The 20,062-nt window shown below is 56.0% G+C and carries 12 protein-coding genes and 1 tRNA gene; 12 read left to right on the top strand and 1 reads right to left on the bottom strand.

The window, feature by feature from the left end:
- Positions 1-197 precede the first annotated feature (197 nt).
- The 6 genes from xylF (at position 198) to ACX9GT_RS24920 (ending at position 6,243) form a co-directional block, all read left to right on the top strand.
- The gene (gene xylF, locus ACX9GT_RS24945; RefSeq protein WP_473189180.1) at positions 198-1,193 is read left to right on the top strand and encodes a D-xylose ABC transporter substrate-binding protein; all 996 of its coding nucleotides are present in this window, start codon (positions 198-200) and stop codon (positions 1,191-1,193) included.
- A gap of 27 nt (positions 1,194-1,220) precedes the next feature.
- On the top strand, positions 1,221-2,762 hold the full coding sequence (locus ACX9GT_RS24940; RefSeq protein WP_473189179.1) for a xylose ABC transporter ATP-binding protein: 1,542 nt from the start codon (positions 1,221-1,223) through the stop codon (positions 2,760-2,762).
- Entirely contained in the window at positions 2,740-3,924 is a 1,185-nt protein-coding gene (gene xylH / locus ACX9GT_RS24935; protein WP_473189178.1) for a xylose ABC transporter permease XylH, read from the top strand. Before ACX9GT_RS24940 ends, xylH begins: the two co-directional genes overlap by 23 nt.
- A 54-nt stretch (positions 3,925-3,978) precedes the next feature.
- Positions 3,979-5,157, top strand: coding sequence for a D-xylose utilization transcriptional activator XylR (gene xylR, locus ACX9GT_RS24930; RefSeq protein ID WP_473189177.1), 1,179 nt, complete (start codon positions 3,979-3,981; stop codon positions 5,155-5,157).
- Positions 5,158-5,231: 74 nt separating this feature from the next.
- Positions 5,232-5,852 carry a nucleotidyltransferase domain-containing protein gene (locus ACX9GT_RS24925; RefSeq protein WP_473189176.1) on the top strand — a complete coding sequence of 207 codons (621 nt, stop codon included), beginning with the start codon at positions 5,232-5,234 and terminating at the stop codon, positions 5,850-5,852.
- Complete coding sequence (locus ACX9GT_RS24920) at positions 5,803-6,243, top strand: DNA-binding protein (RefSeq protein WP_473189175.1); 441 nt, start codon at positions 5,803-5,805, stop codon at positions 6,241-6,243. Before ACX9GT_RS24925 ends, ACX9GT_RS24920 begins: the two co-directional genes overlap by 50 nt.
- 225 nt (positions 6,244-6,468) lie before the next feature.
- On the opposite strand, the gene ACX9GT_RS24915 is transcribed toward ACX9GT_RS24920, so the two are convergent.
- Positions 6,469-7,059: a DJ-1/PfpI family protein gene (locus tag ACX9GT_RS24915; protein ID WP_459400732.1), complete on the bottom strand. Its 591-nt coding sequence runs from the start codon at positions 7,057-7,059 to the stop codon at positions 6,469-6,471.
- A gap of 172 nt (positions 7,060-7,231) precedes the next feature.
- On the opposite strand from ACX9GT_RS24915, the gene ACX9GT_RS24910 reads away from it, so the two are divergent.
- The 6 genes from ACX9GT_RS24910 (at position 7,232) to ACX9GT_RS24885 (ending at position 20,037) form a co-directional block, all read left to right on the top strand.
- A tRNA-Sec gene (locus tag ACX9GT_RS24910) sits at positions 7,232-7,326 on the top strand.
- A gap of 309 nt (positions 7,327-7,635) precedes the next feature.
- A complete protein-coding gene (locus ACX9GT_RS24905) occupies positions 7,636-9,273 on the top strand; it encodes a ShlB/FhaC/HecB family hemolysin secretion/activation protein (protein ID WP_473191686.1) in 1,638 nt (545 codons plus the stop codon).
- The gene (locus ACX9GT_RS24900) at positions 9,273-9,824 is read left to right on the top strand and encodes a toxin-activating lysine-acyltransferase (RefSeq protein WP_473189174.1); all 552 of its coding nucleotides are present in this window, start codon (positions 9,273-9,275) and stop codon (positions 9,822-9,824) included. The genes ACX9GT_RS24905 and ACX9GT_RS24900 overlap by 1 nt, the downstream gene beginning before the upstream one ends.
- A 51-nt stretch (positions 9,825-9,875) precedes the next feature.
- Positions 9,876-10,457: an Ail/Lom family outer membrane beta-barrel protein gene (locus ACX9GT_RS24895; RefSeq protein ID WP_473189173.1), complete on the top strand. Its 582-nt coding sequence runs from the start codon at positions 9,876-9,878 to the stop codon at positions 10,455-10,457.
- Between the two features lie 124 nt (positions 10,458-10,581).
- The gene (locus tag ACX9GT_RS24890; RefSeq protein WP_473189172.1) at positions 10,582-19,680 is read left to right on the top strand and encodes a hemagglutinin repeat-containing protein; all 9,099 of its coding nucleotides are present in this window, start codon (positions 10,582-10,584) and stop codon (positions 19,678-19,680) included.
- A complete protein-coding gene (locus ACX9GT_RS24885; RefSeq protein ID WP_473189170.1) occupies positions 19,681-20,037 on the top strand; it encodes an immunity 8 family protein in 357 nt (118 codons plus the stop codon). It begins immediately after the preceding gene.
- Positions 20,038-20,062: the final 25 nt, after the last annotated feature.

Here is a 20,062-nt window from a genome sequence, read left to right as displayed (position 1 = left end):
TCATATTAGCGTTTATTCAACGTCATTAGCGGCAGGGTTATAAAACATGATCGCTATCATAAAATTAACATTAAACCAAAAATCGTAATTCGCCGGTAAAAATCTGCAATTGCCGAATGAAAAATAAGTGTCAACAATCGGCTGGACGTTTCGTGATTCATATTACCCATACACACTACATTGAAAAGGGTTATAAGATGATGATTAAGCCTATTCTCCTCTCCGCCTGCGCTCTTTTGCTGCTGGCCAGTCAATCCGGGTTCAGTAAAGAAATTAAAATCGGTATGGCAATTGACGACCTGCGTTTAGAGCGCTGGCAGAAAGATCGCGATATCTTTGTTAAAAAAGCCGAATCGCTGGGGGCAAACGTGTTTGTGCAGTCTGCCAACGGCAATGAAGAAACCCAGATGGCGCAGATTGAAAATATGATCAACCGTGGCGTCGATGTGCTGGTGATTATCCCTTACAACGGCCAGGTGTTGAGCAATGTGATCAGCGAAGCGAAACGCGAAGGGATTAAGGTGCTGGCCTATGACCGGATGATCAATAACGCCGACATCGATTTCTACATCTCGTTCGATAACGAAAAAGTGGGCGAAATGCAGGCGCAAAGCCTGGTGCAGCGGGTGCCGCAGGGCAATTACTTCCTGATGGGTGGCTCACCGGTGGATAACAACGCCAAGCTGTTCCGCAAAGGGCAGATGACCGTGCTGCAACCCTTGATCAGCAGCGGCAAGATTAAAGTGGTGGGCGATCAGTGGGCCGATGGCTGGCTGCCGGAAAACGCGCTGAAGATTATGGAAAACGCCCTGACGGCCAATAACAACCATATCGATGCGGTTGTCGCCTCCAACGATGCCACCGCCGGTGGGGCGATCCAGGCGCTGGCGGCACAGGGGCTGGCGGGCAAAGTGGCGATCTCCGGCCAGGATGCCGATCTGGCGGCGGTGAAGCGCATTGTGGCGGGCACCCAAACCATGACGGTGTATAAACCGATCAGCAAACTGGCCGATGAAGCGGCAGATATTGCGGTGCAACTGGGTAAAGGTGAACAACCCAAATCCAATGCCCAATTAAATAACGGCAGTAAAGAAGTGGCTGCCTGGTTATTAACCCCGGTTCAGGTGGATAAATCGAATATCGATAGCACCATTATTGCCGATGGCTTCCATAAGAAATCCGATCTTAATTAATTCTGACGAAGCTCTTTGGAGGGAATAATGCCCTGCCTGTTAGAAATGAGAAATATCACTAAGCAATTCGGCGTAGTAAAAGCCGTGGATAATGTCAGCCTGCAATTAGAGGCCGGGCAGGTATTATCCTTGTGCGGTGAAAATGGTTCAGGGAAATCAACGTTGATGAAAGTGCTGTGCGGAATATATCCGCACGGCAGTTATCAGGGCGAGATTTATTTTTCCGGCGATATTATTACGGCAAAAACCATTCGCGATACCGAACAGAAGGGCATTGCCATTATTCACCAGGAACTGGCGCTGGTGAAACAGATGACGGTGCTGGAGAACATGTTTCTCGGCAACGAGTGGGGCCGCTTTGGGCTGATGGATTACGACAATATGTATTTGCGCTGCCAGCGCATGCTGGCGCAGGTCAAACTGGAGGTGGACCCGCATACCCGTGTTGGTGAACTGGGGCTGGGCCAGCAGCAACTGGTGGAGATCGCCAAAGCGTTAAACAAGCAGGTGCGCCTGCTGGTGCTGGATGAACCTACCGCCTCGCTGACGGAAAGCGAAACTGCCACTCTGCTGGCGATCATCGCGGATCTGCGCGATCACGGTATTGCCTGCATCTACATTTCGCACAAGTTGAACGAGGTGAAAGCGATCTCGGATCTGATCTGCGTGATCCGCGATGGCAAACACATCGGCACCCGGCCAGCGGCAGGCATGAGTGAGGACGACATCATCGCCATGATGGTGGGGCGTGAACTGACCGAGCTGTATCCGCAGGAGCAGCACGCGATTGGTGAGGTGATCCTACAGGTGGAAAACCTCACCGCCTGGCACCCGGTCAACCGGCATATCCGCCGGGTGGACGATGTTTCTTTCACTCTGCGGCGCGGCGAGATCCTCGGCGTGGCCGGGCTGGTGGGTTCTGGGCGCACCGAAGCCATGCAGTGCCTGTTCGGCGCGTATCCAGGGCGCTGGCAGGGCAGCATCAGCATCGACGGGCAGCCCGCTACCATCACCACCTGCCGACAGGCAATGCAGTATGGCATCGCCATGGTGCCGGAAGATCGCAAACGCGACGGCATTGTGCCGGTGATGAGCGTTGGCTCGAACATGACGCTGGCGGCGCTGGGGGATTTCAGCGGCCCGCTGACGGTGCTGGATAGCGCACAGGAGCAGGCCACCATTCAGCAGTCGCTGGCGCGGCTGAAGGTGAAAACCTCTTCGCCGGAGCTGGCGATTGGCCGGCTGAGCGGCGGCAACCAGCAGAAGGCTATCTTAGCGAAATGCCTGCTGCTGAAGCCGAAAATCCTGATTCTGGATGAACCGACGCGCGGTATCGATATCGGTGCCAAACATGAAATCTACAAACTCATCAACCAACTGGTGCAGCAAGGGATCGCGGTGATTGTGGTGTCTTCCGAACTGCCGGAAGTGCTGGGGCTGAGCGATCGGGTGCTGGTGATGCATCAGGGGCGCATCAAAGCCGATTTGGTCAACCGTAGTCTGACCCAGGAACAGGTAATGGAAGCGGCATTGAGGAGTGAAACCCATGTTGAAAAGCACGCAATCTGAAGCAAACCTGCCGCCATTGGTGCAGAAAAAACCGTTATCGGGACTGAAGTCCGTCAACTTGCAGGTGTTCGTGATGCTGGCGGTGATCGTTGTCATCATGCTGTTCTTTACCTTTACCACCGAAGGGGCCTATCTCAGCGCACGTAATATCTCCAACCTGCTGCGCCAGACGGCGATCACCGGCATTCTGGCGGTGGGCATGGTGTTTGTGATTATTTCGGCGGAGATCGATCTTTCCGTGGGCTCGATGATGGGCTTGCTGGGCGGCGCGGCGGCGATCTTTGACGTCTGGCTCGGTTGGCCGCTGCCGCTGACCATTGTGGTGACGCTGCTGGCCGGGCTGTTACTGGGTGCCTGGAACGGCTGGTGGGTGGCGTATCGCAAAGTGCCTTCGTTTATCGTCACGCTGGCGGGTATGCTGGCGTTTCGCGGTATTCTGATCGGTATCACCAACGGCACCACCGTGGCCCCGACCAGCAATGCGATGTCGCAGATTGGCCAGAGTTACCTGCCAAACGGGCTGGGTTTTGGCATCGGTGCCGTTGGCCTGATGCTGTTCGTGGCCTGGCAGTGGCGGCAGCGCAGCAGGCGCGCCCTGCTTGGATTGCCGGTGGCGGCACCGAGCGGAGACGTTACCCGGCAAAGTATTCTGGCGATTCTGGTGCTGGGCGCTATCTATTTGCTGAATGATTACCGTGGTGTGCCAACGCCGGTGTTGATCCTCACCGCGCTGATGTTGGCGGGGATTTTTATGGCGACGCGCACCGCTTTTGGCCGCCGTATTTATGCGATCGGCGGTAATATAGATGCTGCGCGGCTTTCCGGGGTGAACGTTGAGCGCACCAAGCTGGCGGTGTTTGCCATCAATGGCCTGATGGTGGCGATTGCCGGGCTGATCCTCAGTTCACGCCTGGGAGCAGGTTCACCTTCGGCGGGGAACATTGCCGAACTGGACGCCATCGCCGCCTGCGTGATCGGCGGCACCAGCCTGGCGGGCGGGGTTGGCAGCGTGGCCGGGGCGGTGATGGGGGCGTTTATCATGGCGTCGCTGGATAACGGCATGAGCATGCTCGACGTGCCGACCTTCTGGCAGTACATCGTCAAAGGTGCCATCTTGCTGCTGGCGGTGTGGATGGATTCCGCCACCAAGCGCCGGGTGTAACCACTCAGGGGATCTTGGCGGCGAGGTAAAATTCACAGATGCAGGAGGATCCCAATGTTCGAAAAGCGCTACCGTATTACCTTGCTGTTCAACGCCAATAAAGTGTACGACCGCCAGGTGGTGGAAGGTGTGGGCGAGTATTTACAGGCATCGCAGAGTGATTGGGACATCTTTATTGAAGAAGATTTCCGTTGCCGCATCGATAACATCCGAGACTGGCTGGGGGATGGGGTGATCGCCGACTTTGACGACCGGAACATTGAACAGTTGCTGCACAACGTTAACGTGCCGATTGTCGGCGTTGGCGGCTCTTATCACCGCGAAGAGGATTACCCGCCGGTGCATTACATCGCCACCGATAACCACGCGCTGGTGGAAGCGGCGTTTATGCACCTGAAAGAAAAGGGGCTGAACCGTTTTGCGTTTTATGGCCTGCCGGTGGAAGGCGGCAAACGTTGGGCGCAGGAGCGCGAACAGGCATTCCGCCAACTGGTGGCAGATGAACAGTATCAGGGCGTGGTGTACCAAGGGATGGCCACTGCGCCGGAAAACTGGCAGTACGCGCAAAACCGCCTGGCGGATTGGGTGCAAACGCTGCCGCAGCAGACCGGGATTATTGCCGTTACCGATGCGCGGGCGCGCCACTTGCTGCAAGTGTGCGAGCACTTGGATATCCCGGTGCCAGAAAAGCTGTGCGTGATCGGCATCGATAACGAAGAGCTGACCCGCTATCTTTCGCGCGTTGCCTTATCGTCGGTGGCGCAGGGCACGCGCCAGATGGGCTATCGCGCCGCCAAGCTGCTGCACCAGTTGCTCGATCGGCGCGAGTTGCCGCTGCAACGCATTCTGGTGCCGCCGGTGAAGGTGATCGAGCGCCGCTCCACCGATTTCCGCTCGCTGCGCGATCCGGCGGTGATTCAGGCCATGCATTACATTCGCCACCACGCCTGCAAAGGGATCAAGGTAGAACAGGTGCTGGACGCGATCGGCATGTCCCGCTCCAACCTGGAAAAACGCTTCAAAGACGAAACCGGCCAGACCATCCATAACGTGATCCACGAAGAGAAACTCGATCGCGCCCGCAACCTGCTCACCGCCACATCGCTGCCGATCAATGAGATTTCGCAGATGTGCGGTTACCCATCGCTACAGTATTTTTATTCGGTGTTTAAGAAGGGCTATGACATGACGCCCAAAGAGCATCGCGATCGCTATGGTGAGGTGGGGTATTAGGTAGTATCCACAATTTGTTTTATGTAGCTTTATTGGCTACATTTGAAGCCAATAAAGCTACATGGAGTTCCCGCATGAACGAGCCTTTACTGGAGTTTTTATTCAGCGATTACCGGCGCAAAGTGTTAAATCTGTTGCTGAATGCTCCGCAACAGGCGTTTCACGTGCGGGAAATTGCGCGCCAGACCGCAACTCAGGCAGGAACGCTGCATAAAGAATTGAGTAAGTTGGCACAGGTGGGCATTCTGCAAAAACAGGAACAGGGTAAGCAGCTTTATTATCGTGTGAACGTAGATTGCTTGATTTATCCCGAACTGGCTGCGATTTTCCGCAAAACCTCTGGACTAGCCGTACATTTACGCTCCGCATTGGCTGTTTTTGAGTCGCGAATCATTCTGGCATTTGTTTTTGGCTCAGTGGCCAGTGGCAAGGCGACTGATGCCAGCGATGTGGATCTGCTGATCGTTGGCGATGTGACATTCAATGAGATTGTCATGGCGTTATACCCACTCCAGGCGGAATTGGGGCGGGAAATAAATCCCAAGGTTTACTCTGTGGCTGAATGGCTGGCCGCATTGGATGAGAAAACGGCGTTTATTCAGGATGTATTGAGTAAACCCAGATTATGGATTGCAGGGGATAAGGATGACGCTGAGCAATTTAGTCGGGATAGGGTTGGAGGCAATCCCAACTGATACGCTAACTATCAAGAAATTATTGGCGGCCGCCGAACGTAATTTGCGGGATGCCGCTATTTTGCAACTTAGCAACGAAAACCGCTTCGATACTGCTTACAAAGCGATTATGCAAATGGCTAATCTGGCGTTGCAGGTAGAGGGTTTCCGCACCTTAACCAGTAAACCTGGTCATCATCAGATGATGATTCAATCATTGCCTTTGACCATAGGTATTTCGCGTGAAACCATGATTTACCTTGATGCATTACGTAAGCAGCGTAACGTTGCTGATTATTCAGGTGATTTGGTGACGGATAGCGCTGTTGCAGCTTGTATAGAGCAAGCTGAAGCGCTGTGGCAAGCCTTGATACTTTGGTTGAAGCAAAAACATGCTGCTTTGTTGAACTAATCTTCCAAACCAAGCTGCAAAAGATGTCATTTATTACGTAGTGAAGCGGTGAAACGTTTGCGAACGTCGATGTGCAATGAGGTAGGGAATAACACGTTTACTTTGCTGAATATGCAGGCATGACTAAGGGTTTAAAAACAGAAAGCGCGGTAACAGTCTTCGCTCCCGGCGTCAGGCCAGAAAGCGCTAGCTGTGCCGCGCCCAGTTAGCAGCAGTGTTTAGCGTTTATGCAGGCACTGCTTGTTGTGGTACTTGCCAGTTTTCGTGATAGATATGCTCAGCCTGTTCCTGCGTGGCGGCATAATCGCCAGTGAGGCGGTAGGCAACCGTGAAGGCGAAATCAAACGCAGCCCCCGGCCCTTTGCCACTGATCAGGTTACCGTCTTCAACCACTCTTTCAGCCACATAGGTGCCATCTGCCACGCTACGATGCAGTTCACCGGAGCAGACATAACGGCGCCCTTGCAGCAACCGGTTAACGGCCAGCACGCGAGCAGCAGCGGAACACAGTGGGCAAATCAACTTTGCGGCTTCATCGTGACGGCGGATAAACTCCACGGCCATCGAATTATCCGCCATGTTGGCAGTTGCCTGCGGCCCACCGGGGATTACCACGGCGTCGTACATGACATCCATACGGCGTTCCAACAGAGCATCGGCGAACATGCGCATCTTGTTATAGCTGCGGAGTTCCAGCCGATCCTGACAGGACAGCAGTTCCACATCAATCTTCAGACGACGCAATACGTCGATCACAATAACCGCCTCAGCCTCTTCAAATCCTTCGCTTAGCAGGACGGCAACTTTCTTGGTCATAGCATCTCCAGCAATGGACGGGTGAATAACCCGGGCCGGATCAGGTTAGCAGATAAGTAGCGATGATTTTTGCCGGGAGGCAAAGTGTAAGAAGGGGATCGCGGAAACACGATTTCGCGCTTAGCACTAAGGGTGATTCGCGCTATAATCCGCCACTTGCTTCCGTTTTAGAGGAAGATCCTCGTCCCCGGTGGGGCGGCTGGACTTCAAATCCAGTTGGGGCCGCCAGCGGTCCTGGGCAGGTTCGACTCCTGTGATCTTCCGCCATTCGATGTATTCTGAACTCTCCCAACGTCAACTAAACTCTCGTTAAACCCTTATGTATCTTGAATGATATGGCAAATATAGATCTTCGGTAACCCTGCATTCATCCACCAGGGTTGGTAGAGGTGTTTTTATCTGCGGCCAAGCCAGGATAATTATTGCAAACTGACTTTCTCATGGTTAATATTCGCGCAAATTTGTATAAGCAAATATTAAGCGTTTTCCAACAAGGATTGTTTGATGCCATCCCCCCGTTTTATCCGTCGGGCACGCCATTGCCGTGCCTGTGCTATTGCTGTGCCTGCGCTCCTGATGGTTTCACCTATGGTATTTGCGGCTAGCGCCATCAATAACAACGAACAAGTGATCTTGCAGCAGCAGCGTCAGCGCGCGCTGGAACAACAGCTGTTGCCCCCGACGCCCGATGTGCGTCTGTTACCCCCGGCTTCGCGGTTGGGGCGTTTGGCATTCCCGCTGGAAAAACCCTGCTTCAATATCGATCGCGTGGAATTGAGCGGTCAGGAAGCGTTGCCACGCTGGTTGCCATTACAGCGCATCGCCAATCAGGCGCAGGGTCAGTGTCTGGGTGGTAAGGGTATCAACCTGTTGATGAGCACTATGCAGAACCGCCTGGTGGATCACGGCTATATCACTACCCGCGTGCTGGCCCCGCAGCAAGATCTAAAAAGCGGCACGCTGCAACTCAACATCCTGCCCGGTTTTATCCGCCAGGTGAAACTGACGCCGGACAGCGGAAACTATGTCAGCCTGTTCAATGCGTTCCCACCGCGAGCAGGTCAATTATTGGATCTGCGCGATATCGAGCAAGGCTTGGAGAACCTGCAGCGCCTGCCGACCGTGCAGGCCAAGATGGAAATCGTCCCCGGTGAAAAACCCGGCGAAAGCGACATTCTGCTGCATTGGCAACAGGCCAAAATCTGGCGGCTGGGCGCATCGCTGGACGACTCCGGTTCGAAAGGCACCGGGCGTTACCAGGGGGGATTGACCTTCTCGCTGGATAATCCGCTGTCCCTCAGCGACCTGTTCTACATTTCCGGCACGCGTGCGCTGCAACCCGGTAATGCCAAGAGCAGCAAAAACATCACCGCTCATTACTCAGTGCCGTTCCGCTACGCGATGCTGTCGGTCACCGCCAACGACTACGACTATCACCAGACCGTGGCCGGGCTGAACGGGGATTACCGTTACCGTGGCGACAGCCAGAACCTGACGGTGCAACTGAGCCGCGTATTGCACCGCAGCGGCACCCAGAAAACCACCTTTACCTACGATATCCTGACGCGTGGCGCGAAAAACTACATCAATGACACCGAAATAGAAGTGCAACGCCGCCGCACTGCCGCCTGGCGCATGGGGCTGCAACACCGCCACTTTATCCAGCAGGCGACGCTGGATGCCGGTATCAGCTATCAACGTGGCACTCGCTGGTTCGGTGCACTGCCTGCGCCGGAAGAGTATTACGGTGACGCCACCGCGCTGAGCAAGATTATCCAGATCTCCAGCCAGTTGAACGTGCCGTTTTCGCTGGGCAAGCAGACCTTCCGTTACAACGTTCAGTATCAGCGCCAGATGAGTAACACTCCGCTGACGCCGCAGGACCAATTTGCCATCGGCAGTCGCTTTACGGTGCGCGGCTTTGACGGTGAGCGCACGCTGAACGCTAATGGTGGTTGGACGGTGCGTAATGAGCTGGCCTGGAGCACGCCGGTACCCAATCAGGAACTGTATCTGGGGGCGGACTACGGTCACGTCAGCGGTCGTGGTCCTGAGGAACTGATAGGCACCAACCTGGCCGGTAGCGTACTCGGCGTGCGGGGCAGCGCCTTCAAGACCCGTTATGATCTTTTTGCCGGGGTACCGCTCTCCAAACCGGATGGTTTTGATACCAGCCCGGTCACGCTGGGTTTCACCCTGAACTGGGATTTTTGATGCAGATAGGTGCTTATGACGTGCATGCCCCGTTGATGCTGGGCGGGGATCGCAGTGAGGCCGAGGTGCTCGGGGCCGCCGTGTGGCTGTGGATGCATTCGCCACAGCACCGGGATCTCCCGTTGCACGCGTTGCCCACGGTGCTGCTGCCGATTATCAAACACCAGCACTACATGCTGGTCAGCCGGGGCACCCAGCCGCTGTTTTTCCTCAGTTGGATGTGGCTGAGCGTTGAGGCGGAAGCGCGTTATCTCACGCAACCGGCCATCCTAGTGCAGGAGGATGACTGGGCCAGCGGCGAGCGCCTGTGGCTCCGTGACTGGATCGCGCCGTTTGGCGACGTCCGGGCGATGCGCCGCCTGGTGGGTGCAGCGCTGTTTCCTGAGCAGTGTTTTCGTTCCCTTTATCATCGTGGTACACAACGCGGTAAACGCGTCATGAATTTCAAGGGTGACCAGGTCAGTCATGCGCAGGCTCGCGCCTGGCGTGCAGCCAATCCCTTATCCGTTTCTCTTCCCGAATACCCGCACGCCGATCAGCGGCGGGACTAGGGACGACGTAAAACTGCTGCCAAGGCAAGCACACACTTAAAGGATGAAACAATGAAAGCGTTATTGATGACCTCTGCATTAGTCGCCGCTCTGGGTTTGAGCTCACTGGCACAGGCCGATCAGCACACGGTCTCTCTGGGGTATGCACATAGCAAGGTGCAGGATGCGAGCAGCTTAAACGGTGTCAATGTGCAATATCGCTACGAATGGGATTCTCCACTGAGTATTGTGGGTTCTTTCAGTTATCTGAAAGGTGATGACACCAATGCCTATCATGATGCCTGGGGTGATTCCTATAAAACCAGTCTCGATACGAAATATTATTCGTTGCTGGCCGGACCTGCCTACCGCATTAATGATTATGTCAGCCTCTATGGGCTGTTGGGGTTTGCTTATACAAAAATGGACGGACGCTATGAATGGCGCAACAGTGTTGATGCGGATGCGCCAGAAGGTCATATGACCATTACGGGTTCCCGTAATTCAACGAACTTTGCGTATGCAGCGGGTGTTGCAATCAATCCTGTTGAGAATTGGTCCGTTAATATCGGTTACGAAGGCTCCAGCCTGGATGATGGCAGTAAATCTCATGCTATCAACGGTTTCAATATCGGTATCGGTTACCGCTTCTGATACCAGACATCCCGGTTTTGGCCGGGATTAATGACCTGAAGCGATAGCGTTCACGCTGTCGTTTGAGGTCATTAAGGTAGAGACCTTATTTTTTTACTTTTTGCTTTTCCGCAGGGACGCAGTCATGAACAAGAATTTATACCGACTCATTTTCAACCAGGCTCGTGGCATGATGATGGTGGTGCCCGATATCGCCGGGGCTGGCCGTGCGGGGGCCGCGTCGTCGCCGTCCGGCACTGGCCACACCCTCAGCCAGATGATAGGTATTGTTCATGGCCTGTGTTTTGCGGTGCTGCTGGCCCTTGGGGCCATTCAGCCGGTGCAGGCCAATATCGTGGCCGATGGCAGCGCGCCGGGCAACCAGCAGCCGACCATCATCAGCAGTGCCAACGGCACGCCGCAGGTCAATATCCAGACGCCAAGCGCGGCAGGGGTTTCGCGTAACGTTTATAGCCAGTTCGATGTGGATAACAAGGGCGTGGTGCTCAATAACAGCCACCTCAACACCCAGACCCAGATCGCCGGGATGGTGACCGCCAACCCGTGGCTGGCAAAAGGCGAAGCTAAAGTCATTCTCAATGAGGTCAACGCCCGCGATCCGAGCCAGTTGAACGGCTTTATTGAAGTGGCCGGGCAGAAAGCGCAGGTGGTGATCGCCAACCCGGCAGGCATCACCTGTAGCGGCTGTGGCTTTATCAACGCCAACCGCGCCACACTCACCACCGGCCAGGCGCAGATGACCAACGGCCAACTGACCAGTTATAACGTTGAACGCGGCGAGATTGTGATACAGGGTAATGGGCTGGACAGCAGCCTGCAGGATCACACCGACCTGATCGCGCGTTCGGTCAAAATCAATGCCGGGGTGTGGGCCAATGACCTGGCGGTGACCACCGGGCGCAACCAGGTGGATGCCGCACATCAAACTGTCGCAGCAAAAACCGCTGACGGCAGCCCACGCCCACAGGTGGCGGTGGATGTGTCCCAATTGGGCGGGATGTACGCCAATAAAATCCGCCTGCTGGGCACCGAAGCCGGGGTGGGCGTGCACAATGCCGGGGCGCTCAATGCGATTGCCGGTGACGTGGTGGTCAATGCTGATGGCACACTCACCAACAGCGGAGCCATTACCGCCTCTCAGAACGTCCAGGTGACGACCACCGGGGATATCAATAACAGCGGCAAGCTGTATGCCGGGGCAGATACCCAGGTGCAGAGCCGCGGCGCACTGACCAACAGCGGGATTGTGGCAGCACAAGGCAACACCCGGCTTACTGCAGCCAGCATTAATAGCACCGCACAAGGCGTACTGGCGGCAGGCATGGCCAGCGATGGCAAACTCGGCAGCAGCGGCAACCTGACGCTCAACAGTCAGGGGCAACTCACCGCCAACGGGCAGAACTCGGCAGCGGGGCAACTTTCCGCCACTGGCACCGCGCTGGATCTCAGCGGCAGCCAGACCTATGGCAACACTCTCGATCTTCAGGCCACGGTGGGTGATATCAGCACCGCCGGGGCCAATCTGGCAGCAACGCAAACACTCTCCGCGCGTACCGGCGGGATGCTCAATAACGACGGCGGTAAACTCAGTGCCGACCAGCTTTCACTGACTGCCAAGGCGCTATCTAACCAGCAGGGCACGGTGCAGCAGCTCGGGCAGCAGGATTTAACCCTCTCGCACACGACCAGCATCAACAACCGTGCAGGCACCATTGCCAGCAACAGTAAAAACCTGACGCTCAACACGGCGAACCTTAATAACGAGAAAGGCACGATTGTGCATGCCGGTGATGGGGCATTGACCCTCCAGACCGGGCAGATGAACGGCGACAACGGTGCAGTGGTGTCCAACGGCAGCCTGGCACTGACGGGCTCCCAACTGCAACTGGATAATACCACTACTCAGGCAGGAAATATTATCCTCAACGCCGCTAGCCTGTCGCACCGTGGTGGGCAGATGACCCAGACCGGCAGCGGCACGTTGAACCTGAATGTTACCGACCTGTTCGATAATCGGGAGGGGGAAATCTTCTCCAACGGCGCGCTATCGCTGACCGCCGGAACCCTCAATAACCAGCAGGGCCAACTGATTGCTGCCGACAAGCACGATCTGACGCTGACCCTGGACGGTACGCTCAACAACCGGGACGGCCTGATTGCCGCCGATGGTCGTTTGACCTCGCTCAGTGGCGCGGTGGATAACACCGGTGGGTTGATGCAGGCGGGTTCAGCACTGAGCCTGAACAGTCGCGGTGCCGAGGTGGTGAACCGCAACAGCGGCGCACAGGGCGGCATTGTCAGCGCAGGCGATATGCAGCTTGCGACCGGCAACCTCGATAATCGCAACGGCCAGATTGCGGCCAGCACCCTGAATGCCCAGACCGGCAATATCAACAACGGCGCAGGCAAAATTCTGGCGGATAACGGGCTGACGCTCAGCAGCGGTGCCCTCAACAATCAGGCGGGCAACCTACAGTCCGGTGCGGCACTGACGCTGAACACTCACGGCCAAACAATTAATAACTCGGCAGGCGGGTTGATCGGCGCAACCGGTGCGTTATCGCTTTCCAGCGGCGCTTTGGATAACCGCCAGGGCAAGCTGGTGGGCGGTGGCGATACGCAGTTGCACACCGGGTTACTGGATAATCGGGGCGGCCAACTGGCTTCTCTGAGCAATCTGTCACTGTTCAATACCGGCCTACTCAACGATGACGGCGGTCTACTGCAAAGTGCTGCCGACCTGCTGATCGACACCCAGGGTGGGACGCTCAGCAACACCCACAGCGGCGACCAGGGCGGGATCACCAGCCAGGGTTCATTGACGCTGAAAACCGGCACTCTGGATAACCAGCAGGGTGTGCTCATCAGTAACCAGCAACTGACCTTGACCTCCGGGGCCATCAATAACCAGCAAGGGCAGATTGCGGCGCTCGGCAGCATCAATGCCCTGACGCAGGCGCTGAATAACGCCTGGGGTACCTTGCAGTCCGGTCAGGATATGCAGTGGAATACCCAAGGTTATGCACTCGATAATCAGCACGGCACCTTCAGTGCGCAGGGTGATCTGTTACTCGCCAGTGCGGATGTGAACAACCAGTACGGGCTGTTGGCTTCCGGCGGGGCGATGACGCTCAATACCGCTGCGTTCGACAACAGCCAGCAAGGCAACCTGTTCAGCAAAGGCACATTGGATCTTACTGCCAGCCGCATCAACAACCAGCAGGGCCAGATCCAGGCGCTGGGTGATATGGCGCTTAACGCGGCTCAATCGGTGATCGACAACGGGGCCGGGCTGATCCAGGGGGCACTGAATGTCACCCTGAACGCTGCCAGCATCTTCAACCAGAATACCCTCGATGCACAACATGGCATCCAGGGCGGCAGCCTGACGCTGAATGCGGTGGATGTCGACAACAGCCAGGGCGCATTGCGTGTGGATGATGCGCTGACGCTCAACCTGAGCGGCAGCCTGAACAACACCTCGGGGCTGTTGAGCGCACAGAACCGCCTGCACACCCAGGCCCAGCAAGTCACCAACAGCGCCGGAGCCATAGAAGCGGGTCAGCAACTGACGTTGAACAGCGGTTCCCTGACCGGCGACGGCTCGCTGCTGTCGCTGGGGGATATGTCGCTCACGCTGGCGCAGGATTTCTTCAATACCGGGTCAGTGCAGGCGGGCCATGACCTGAGCTTGACCACCCAGGGTAATTTGACCAACCAGTCACTGATCCAGGCCGGTAACCAGCTTGACCTGATGGCGACCAACCTGTTCAACAGCGCCAGCGCGGAAATCAGCGCGGGCACCACGCAACTCACTGCAACCCAGACCCTGACCAACTATGGCCTGATTGATGGCTTTTATACCCGCCTCAATGGCACCACCGTCAATAATATCGGCAGTGGGCGTATTTACGGTGATGCGCTGGCCATCAATGCTGGGACGTTGAACAACCTGGCGGAGAACGGTCAGGCGGCGACGATTGCTGCCCGGCAACGGCTGGATATCGGTGTCGGCACCCTCAATAACCGTGACCACGCACTGATTTACAGCGACGGTTTCCTGGCAATTGGCGGCGCGCTGGATGGTAACTACCAGGCCATCGGCCAGGGCGGCGTGCTCAACAACCACAGTTCCACCATCGAATCTGCCGGAGATATGACGCTCAATATCGGGCAAATCAACAATATTAACGACCACTTCTCGCTGGAGAACGTGCTGGTTTCCCAGGAGCATATTTCTGAATACGAAGTGGCGCGTCTGAATAACGGCGTGCGTTACAACGACAAAGATTACACCATCTACATCTACCAGGACGAAGTGAATGTGCTGTGTATTGAAGGGGTGATCTGCCACACCACCAACGGTGACCGTTTTACCCATTACGACTACACCCGCACCATCACCGAAGACCGGGTGAAAGAGACTGATCCGGCCAAAATCATTGCTGGGGGCAATCTCAGCATCAATGCGGGGAGCGTTCTTAACGACAAGAGCCAGATTATCGCCGGTGGCGCGTTGGCACTCCAGGCAGGGTCTGTCGATAACGTTGAGGTGGAAGCCAACCGGCAGATCAATGATGTCGGCAAGGCCACCTACTATTCCCGTCACCAGCAGAAGGGCGGTGACTCTTCCAATGTTGATGAAACCGGCTACACACCGCCCACGGTGATCCAGGCCATCACGCTGAAGCCGAGCACGCTGGCGGAATATACCCAGGGCCAGGGCAGCAATCTGGTGATTGATGCCCAGCAGCAGGCCGATATCAACGGTGATATCCAGGGTGCAGCGGGTATCAACGCCGGGCCGATTGCCGGACCGGGTGCAGGCAACCTGCTGCCGGTAGTGCCAGGGGCGATTACCCTGCCAGCGGGCAAAACCTTCGAGGTAAGCCTTGGGGACTCCGGCAAGGTGGTGCGCCTGGTGGGGCCAAACACCCAACTGCCGGACAACAGCCTGTTCCAAGTGCGCCCAGAAAGCAGCCCGTATCTGGTGGAAACCGATCCGCGCTTTACCAACCAGAAACAGTGGTTGGGCTCGGATTACATGATGAACGCCTTCACCACCGATCCGAACAACGTGCTGAAACGGCTGGGGGATGGCTATTACGAACAACGGTTGATCCGCGAGCAGGTGATCGCCCTGACCGGTAACCGTTACCTCGACGGTTTCCAGAATGACGAAGACCAATACAAGGCCCTGATGAACAACGGGGTGGAATTCGGCAAGAAATACAACCTGACGCTGGGCGTGGCGCTCACCGCTGAACAGATGGCACTGCTCAGTGGCGATATCGTCTGGCTGGTGGCGCAGACCGTGACGTTGCCGGATGGCAGCACCCAGCAGGTGCTGGTGCCGCAGGTGTATGCCACGGTTAAAGCGGGTGACCTGGATGGCAGCGGTGCGCTGTTGGCCGGGAAAAATGTCGGCCTGAACCTGAGCGGCGATCTGACCAACAGCGGGCGCATCAACGGCCAGCAGAGCACGCAGATCCTGGCAGAAAATATCAACAACCTGGGCGGACTGATCCAGGGTAACGATGTGACCCTGAAAGCGCGCACCGATATCAATAATGTTGGCGGGGTGATTGCCGGTCAGCAAAGTCTCACCGCGACCGCCGGGCGGGATATCAACGCCATCACCACCACCCGCAGCGCCGAGAGCGCCGGTGGCGATTTTGCACGCACCACGCTGGATCGCGTCGCCGGGCTGTATGTTCAGCAACCGGATGGCACCCTGGCGCTCCAGGCTGGGCGGGATGTGAATCTGACGGCGGCGCAAGTGGTTAACAGCGGCGAAGGCGGCAGCACGTCAATCACGGCGGGGCGTGACCTGAACCTCAATACGGTGACCACCGGCAGCAAAGACAACCTCAACTGGGGCGATAACTGGCAGCATCATTCCAGCAGTCAGCAGGTCGGCAGTGAAGTCGTTGGTGCAGGCACTGTTCAACTGGGTGCCGGAAATAATGTGAATATCACCGCAGGCAACGTTTCTGCCGGTGAAAAACTCAGTGTGGCGGCGGGTAACGATATCAACATTCAGCATGGTATCGACACCACCACACTGGACCAGCATTACAAGGCCACGGGCAGCAGCGGCATGCTCTCCAAAACCACCACCGAATCACGGGACACCCTCAGCCAGCAGACCGTCAGCGGCAGCCAGTTGAGCGGCGACACGGTGACCCTGCAGGCGGGACGTGACCTGACGGTGAGTGGTAGCAATGTAGTTGCCACGCAGGATGTCACGCTTTCTGCGGGTAACAATCTGAGTGTGCAGGCCGCGACCGAGCAGCGGGATGAAACCCACATGCTGCAAGAGAAGAAAAGCGGCCTGTCCGGCACCGGCGGGATTGGGTTCAGCTACGGCACTAATGACACCAAAACCACCGATGACGGCAAATCCCAAACCAGCGTCGGCAGCACCGTGGGCAGCACCCAGGGTAACGTTACGCTGAATGCAGGAAACACCCTGACAGTTCAAGGCTCCGACGTATTGGCCGGAAAAGATATCACCCTGACCGGCAAGGAAGTGAATGTCCTCGCCGCAGAAAACCAGAGCACCCAGAAGCATGTGGTGGAGCAGAAACAGAGCGGCCTGACGCTGGCGCTCTCTGGTACGGTGGGCAGTGCGGTGAGTTCAGCGGTATCGAGCGCCAATGATGCGAGTAAGGAAAGCAGTGGGCGTCTTGCCGCCTTGCAGGGGATGAAGTCGGCATTAAGCGGGGTACAGGCCGCTCAGGCCAATGAACTGCGCGAGGCAGGGGACACCAACACCAGTCTGGTGGGGCTGAACCTCTCCTACGGCAGCCAGTCGTCGAAATCCGAGCAGACGACCGTGCAATCGCAGAGCCAGGGTAGCACCCTGACGGCGGGCAACAACCTGAACATCCGATCAACCGGCACCGATATCAACGTTCAGGGCAGCCAGTTGCAGGCCGGGAAGGATATCAACCTGAATGCGGCTCGGGACGTCAATCTGCTCTCTGCCCAGAACACCCAGACGGTGGACGGCAAGAACGAAAGCCACGGTGGTTCTGTCGGTGTGGGCGTGAACTTCGGTCAGGGCAAGAACGGCCTGACGCTGAACGCCAGCGCCAACAAGGGCAAAGGTTCTGAAAGCGGCAATATGCTGACCCACACCGAGACCACGCTGAACGCCGGTAACAACCTCAACATCACCAGTGGGCGCGACACCACCCTCACCGGGGCACAGGTGAGCGGCGAGAAGGTGACGATGGATGTGGGTCGCAACCTGACGCTCACCAGTGAGCGCGATAGCGACAACTACGACTCGAAGCAGCAGAACGCCAGTGCGGGCGGCAGCGTCGGGTTTGGTTCTGCCAGTGGTTCGGTCAATCTGAGTCGTGACAAGATGCACTCGACCTACGACAGCGTGCAGGAGCAGACCGGGGTCTTCGCCGGGAAAGGTGGCTTTGATATCACCGTGGGTGAGCATACGCAGTTGAACGGGGCGGTTATCGGTTCGACAGCGACTGCGGATAAGAACAAGCTGGATACCGGTACGCTGAGCTTTAGCAATATCGAGAACCAGGCCGCGTATGATGTTGAGCACCAGAGCGTGGGTATCAGCAGCGGTGGCCCTATCGGTGGGCAGTTCGCGGGGAATATGGCGAATGGCCTGCTGACCGGGGTGAATGGCAGCGGTAGCGCGAGTTCGACCACCCAGTCGGCGGTGAGTGAAGGCACGATTACTATCCGTGACCAGGCCAACCAGAAGCAAGACGTGGTAGATCTGAGTCGTGACGTGGAGAACGCCAACCCTGGGTTGGACAAAATCTTCGACAAGGAAAGAGAACAAAACCGGCTGAAAGAAGCGCAGTTGCTGGGTGAAATTGGCAGCCAGGCGGCAGATATTGCCAGAACCCAAGGGGATATCAACGGGCTGAAAGCGGCGAAAGAGAAGTACCCGGATAAGACCGCCGAGCAACTGCGTGAAACCAAAGAATACAAAGATGCCATGAAGCAGTATGGCACCGGCAGCTCACTACAGCAGGGTATCCAGGCGGCAACGGCGGCCATACAGGGGCTTGCAGGCGGTGATATGGCGAAAGCGCTGGCGGGTGCCAGTGCGCCGTATCTGGCGGAAGTGATTCATAACATGACCACAGATGCCAACGGCAAGGTAAATACCGAAGCCAACCTGATGGCCCACGCCGTTCTGGGCGCGGTGACCTCAGCCATTAATGGCAACAGCGCGTTAGCGGGAGCCAGCGGTGCGGCAATGGGTGAATTTATTGCTCAGCAGATGTACCCCGGTGTCAATCGCAATGACCTGACGGAAGAACAGCGGCAGACCATTAGCGCCCTGGGCACATTGGCGGCGGGGCTGGTTGGTGGCGTAGTGGGTGATAGCAGTGCTAACGTTGTTGCGGGGGCACAGGCCGGGAAGAACGCGGTGGAGAATAACGCGCTGAGTGATATCGGCGAGAACAAAGTTGCTGGCGTGACGCAGGAACAGAAATACCAAAAAGCCCAGGATGAACTCAACGCACTCGTAGAAGACTACAAGCAGAAAAACTGTGCCGGGATGAGTGCAGAAGCGTGTTCAGCGAAGATAAGCGAGAATCGCGATGAACTGCTGAAAGGAGCTGCGGGCTTTGGGATAGACTTCGTGCCTATCATTGGTGATATCAAGAGCTTTGCGGAGGCGCAGAGTGCGCTGGATTATCTGGTTGCGGCGATGGGCATTTTACCGGTTGCTGGTGATGCAGCGGGTAAGGCAATCAAAGCGGCAGAGGCGGCGCTGAAGAAGGGGGATGTTGCTGAAGCGTCTCAGTTGATCAATAAGGCCAGTGATGAGATATCGGCAAGTAGCTCAGCCAACTATGCGAAGTTGAAAGACGATTTAAGGCAACAAAACCTCGATAGCATTGCGAAGCAAGATCCGAGGTTGGATGCTGTAATCAAAGGCGATAATGGAAAGCTAAATTATGGCGTTGGTGCGGGTACTAAAGAGGAAGCTGATCAGCTGGGTAAAATTTGGGTTGGCGAAGGATCTAGACCAACGAGTGATGGCACAGGGTTAGTTAGTGCCGATGGAACCAGAATTTATCGATCCCCAAAAGAAAAACCAAATACACCGGGTTCACTAAATCCAACAGGAACGCAGGCTAACTTTGAAAGTTATACAAAAAATATTGAAACAGGAAAAATGGATAAAGTTGGTAACGGTCACTTGAATATTTCGGGGGAAAAGTAAATGAAAGCATCTCTAAGAAGTATTGGTTGTGATTGGTTTGATTTATCAAGTTATCAACCTGAACAGGATGATTGTTTTCAATTTTTAGCTCATTTATGTATAGGACCAGTAGGAGAAGAAGGAATCAATCATTTTGATGTATTTATCTGCACCCCAGAGTGGCTCTGTAAGCACCATTGGGTGCCTGAGCTGATGCGTCATACTCTACTGGTTCGCAAGTATGATCTTGATGAGATTACTAAAACCATCACAGATTATATTGATCAGTGTGAAGGTAGTGACTGGATGGAGATCGCCCAAAAGCTCTCCCGCGTCTTTGCCTGGGAGTTCGAAGATTACCAGCCTTACCAACCATAAACAGTAACCCCGGCCAGTTGGCCGG

The sequence above is a fragment of the Serratia sp. YWN4 genome (genome assembly GCF_055790845.1).
The sequence above is the reverse complement of the archived record's forward strand: the minus strand, read 5'-3'. Positions and strand labels throughout refer to the sequence as shown.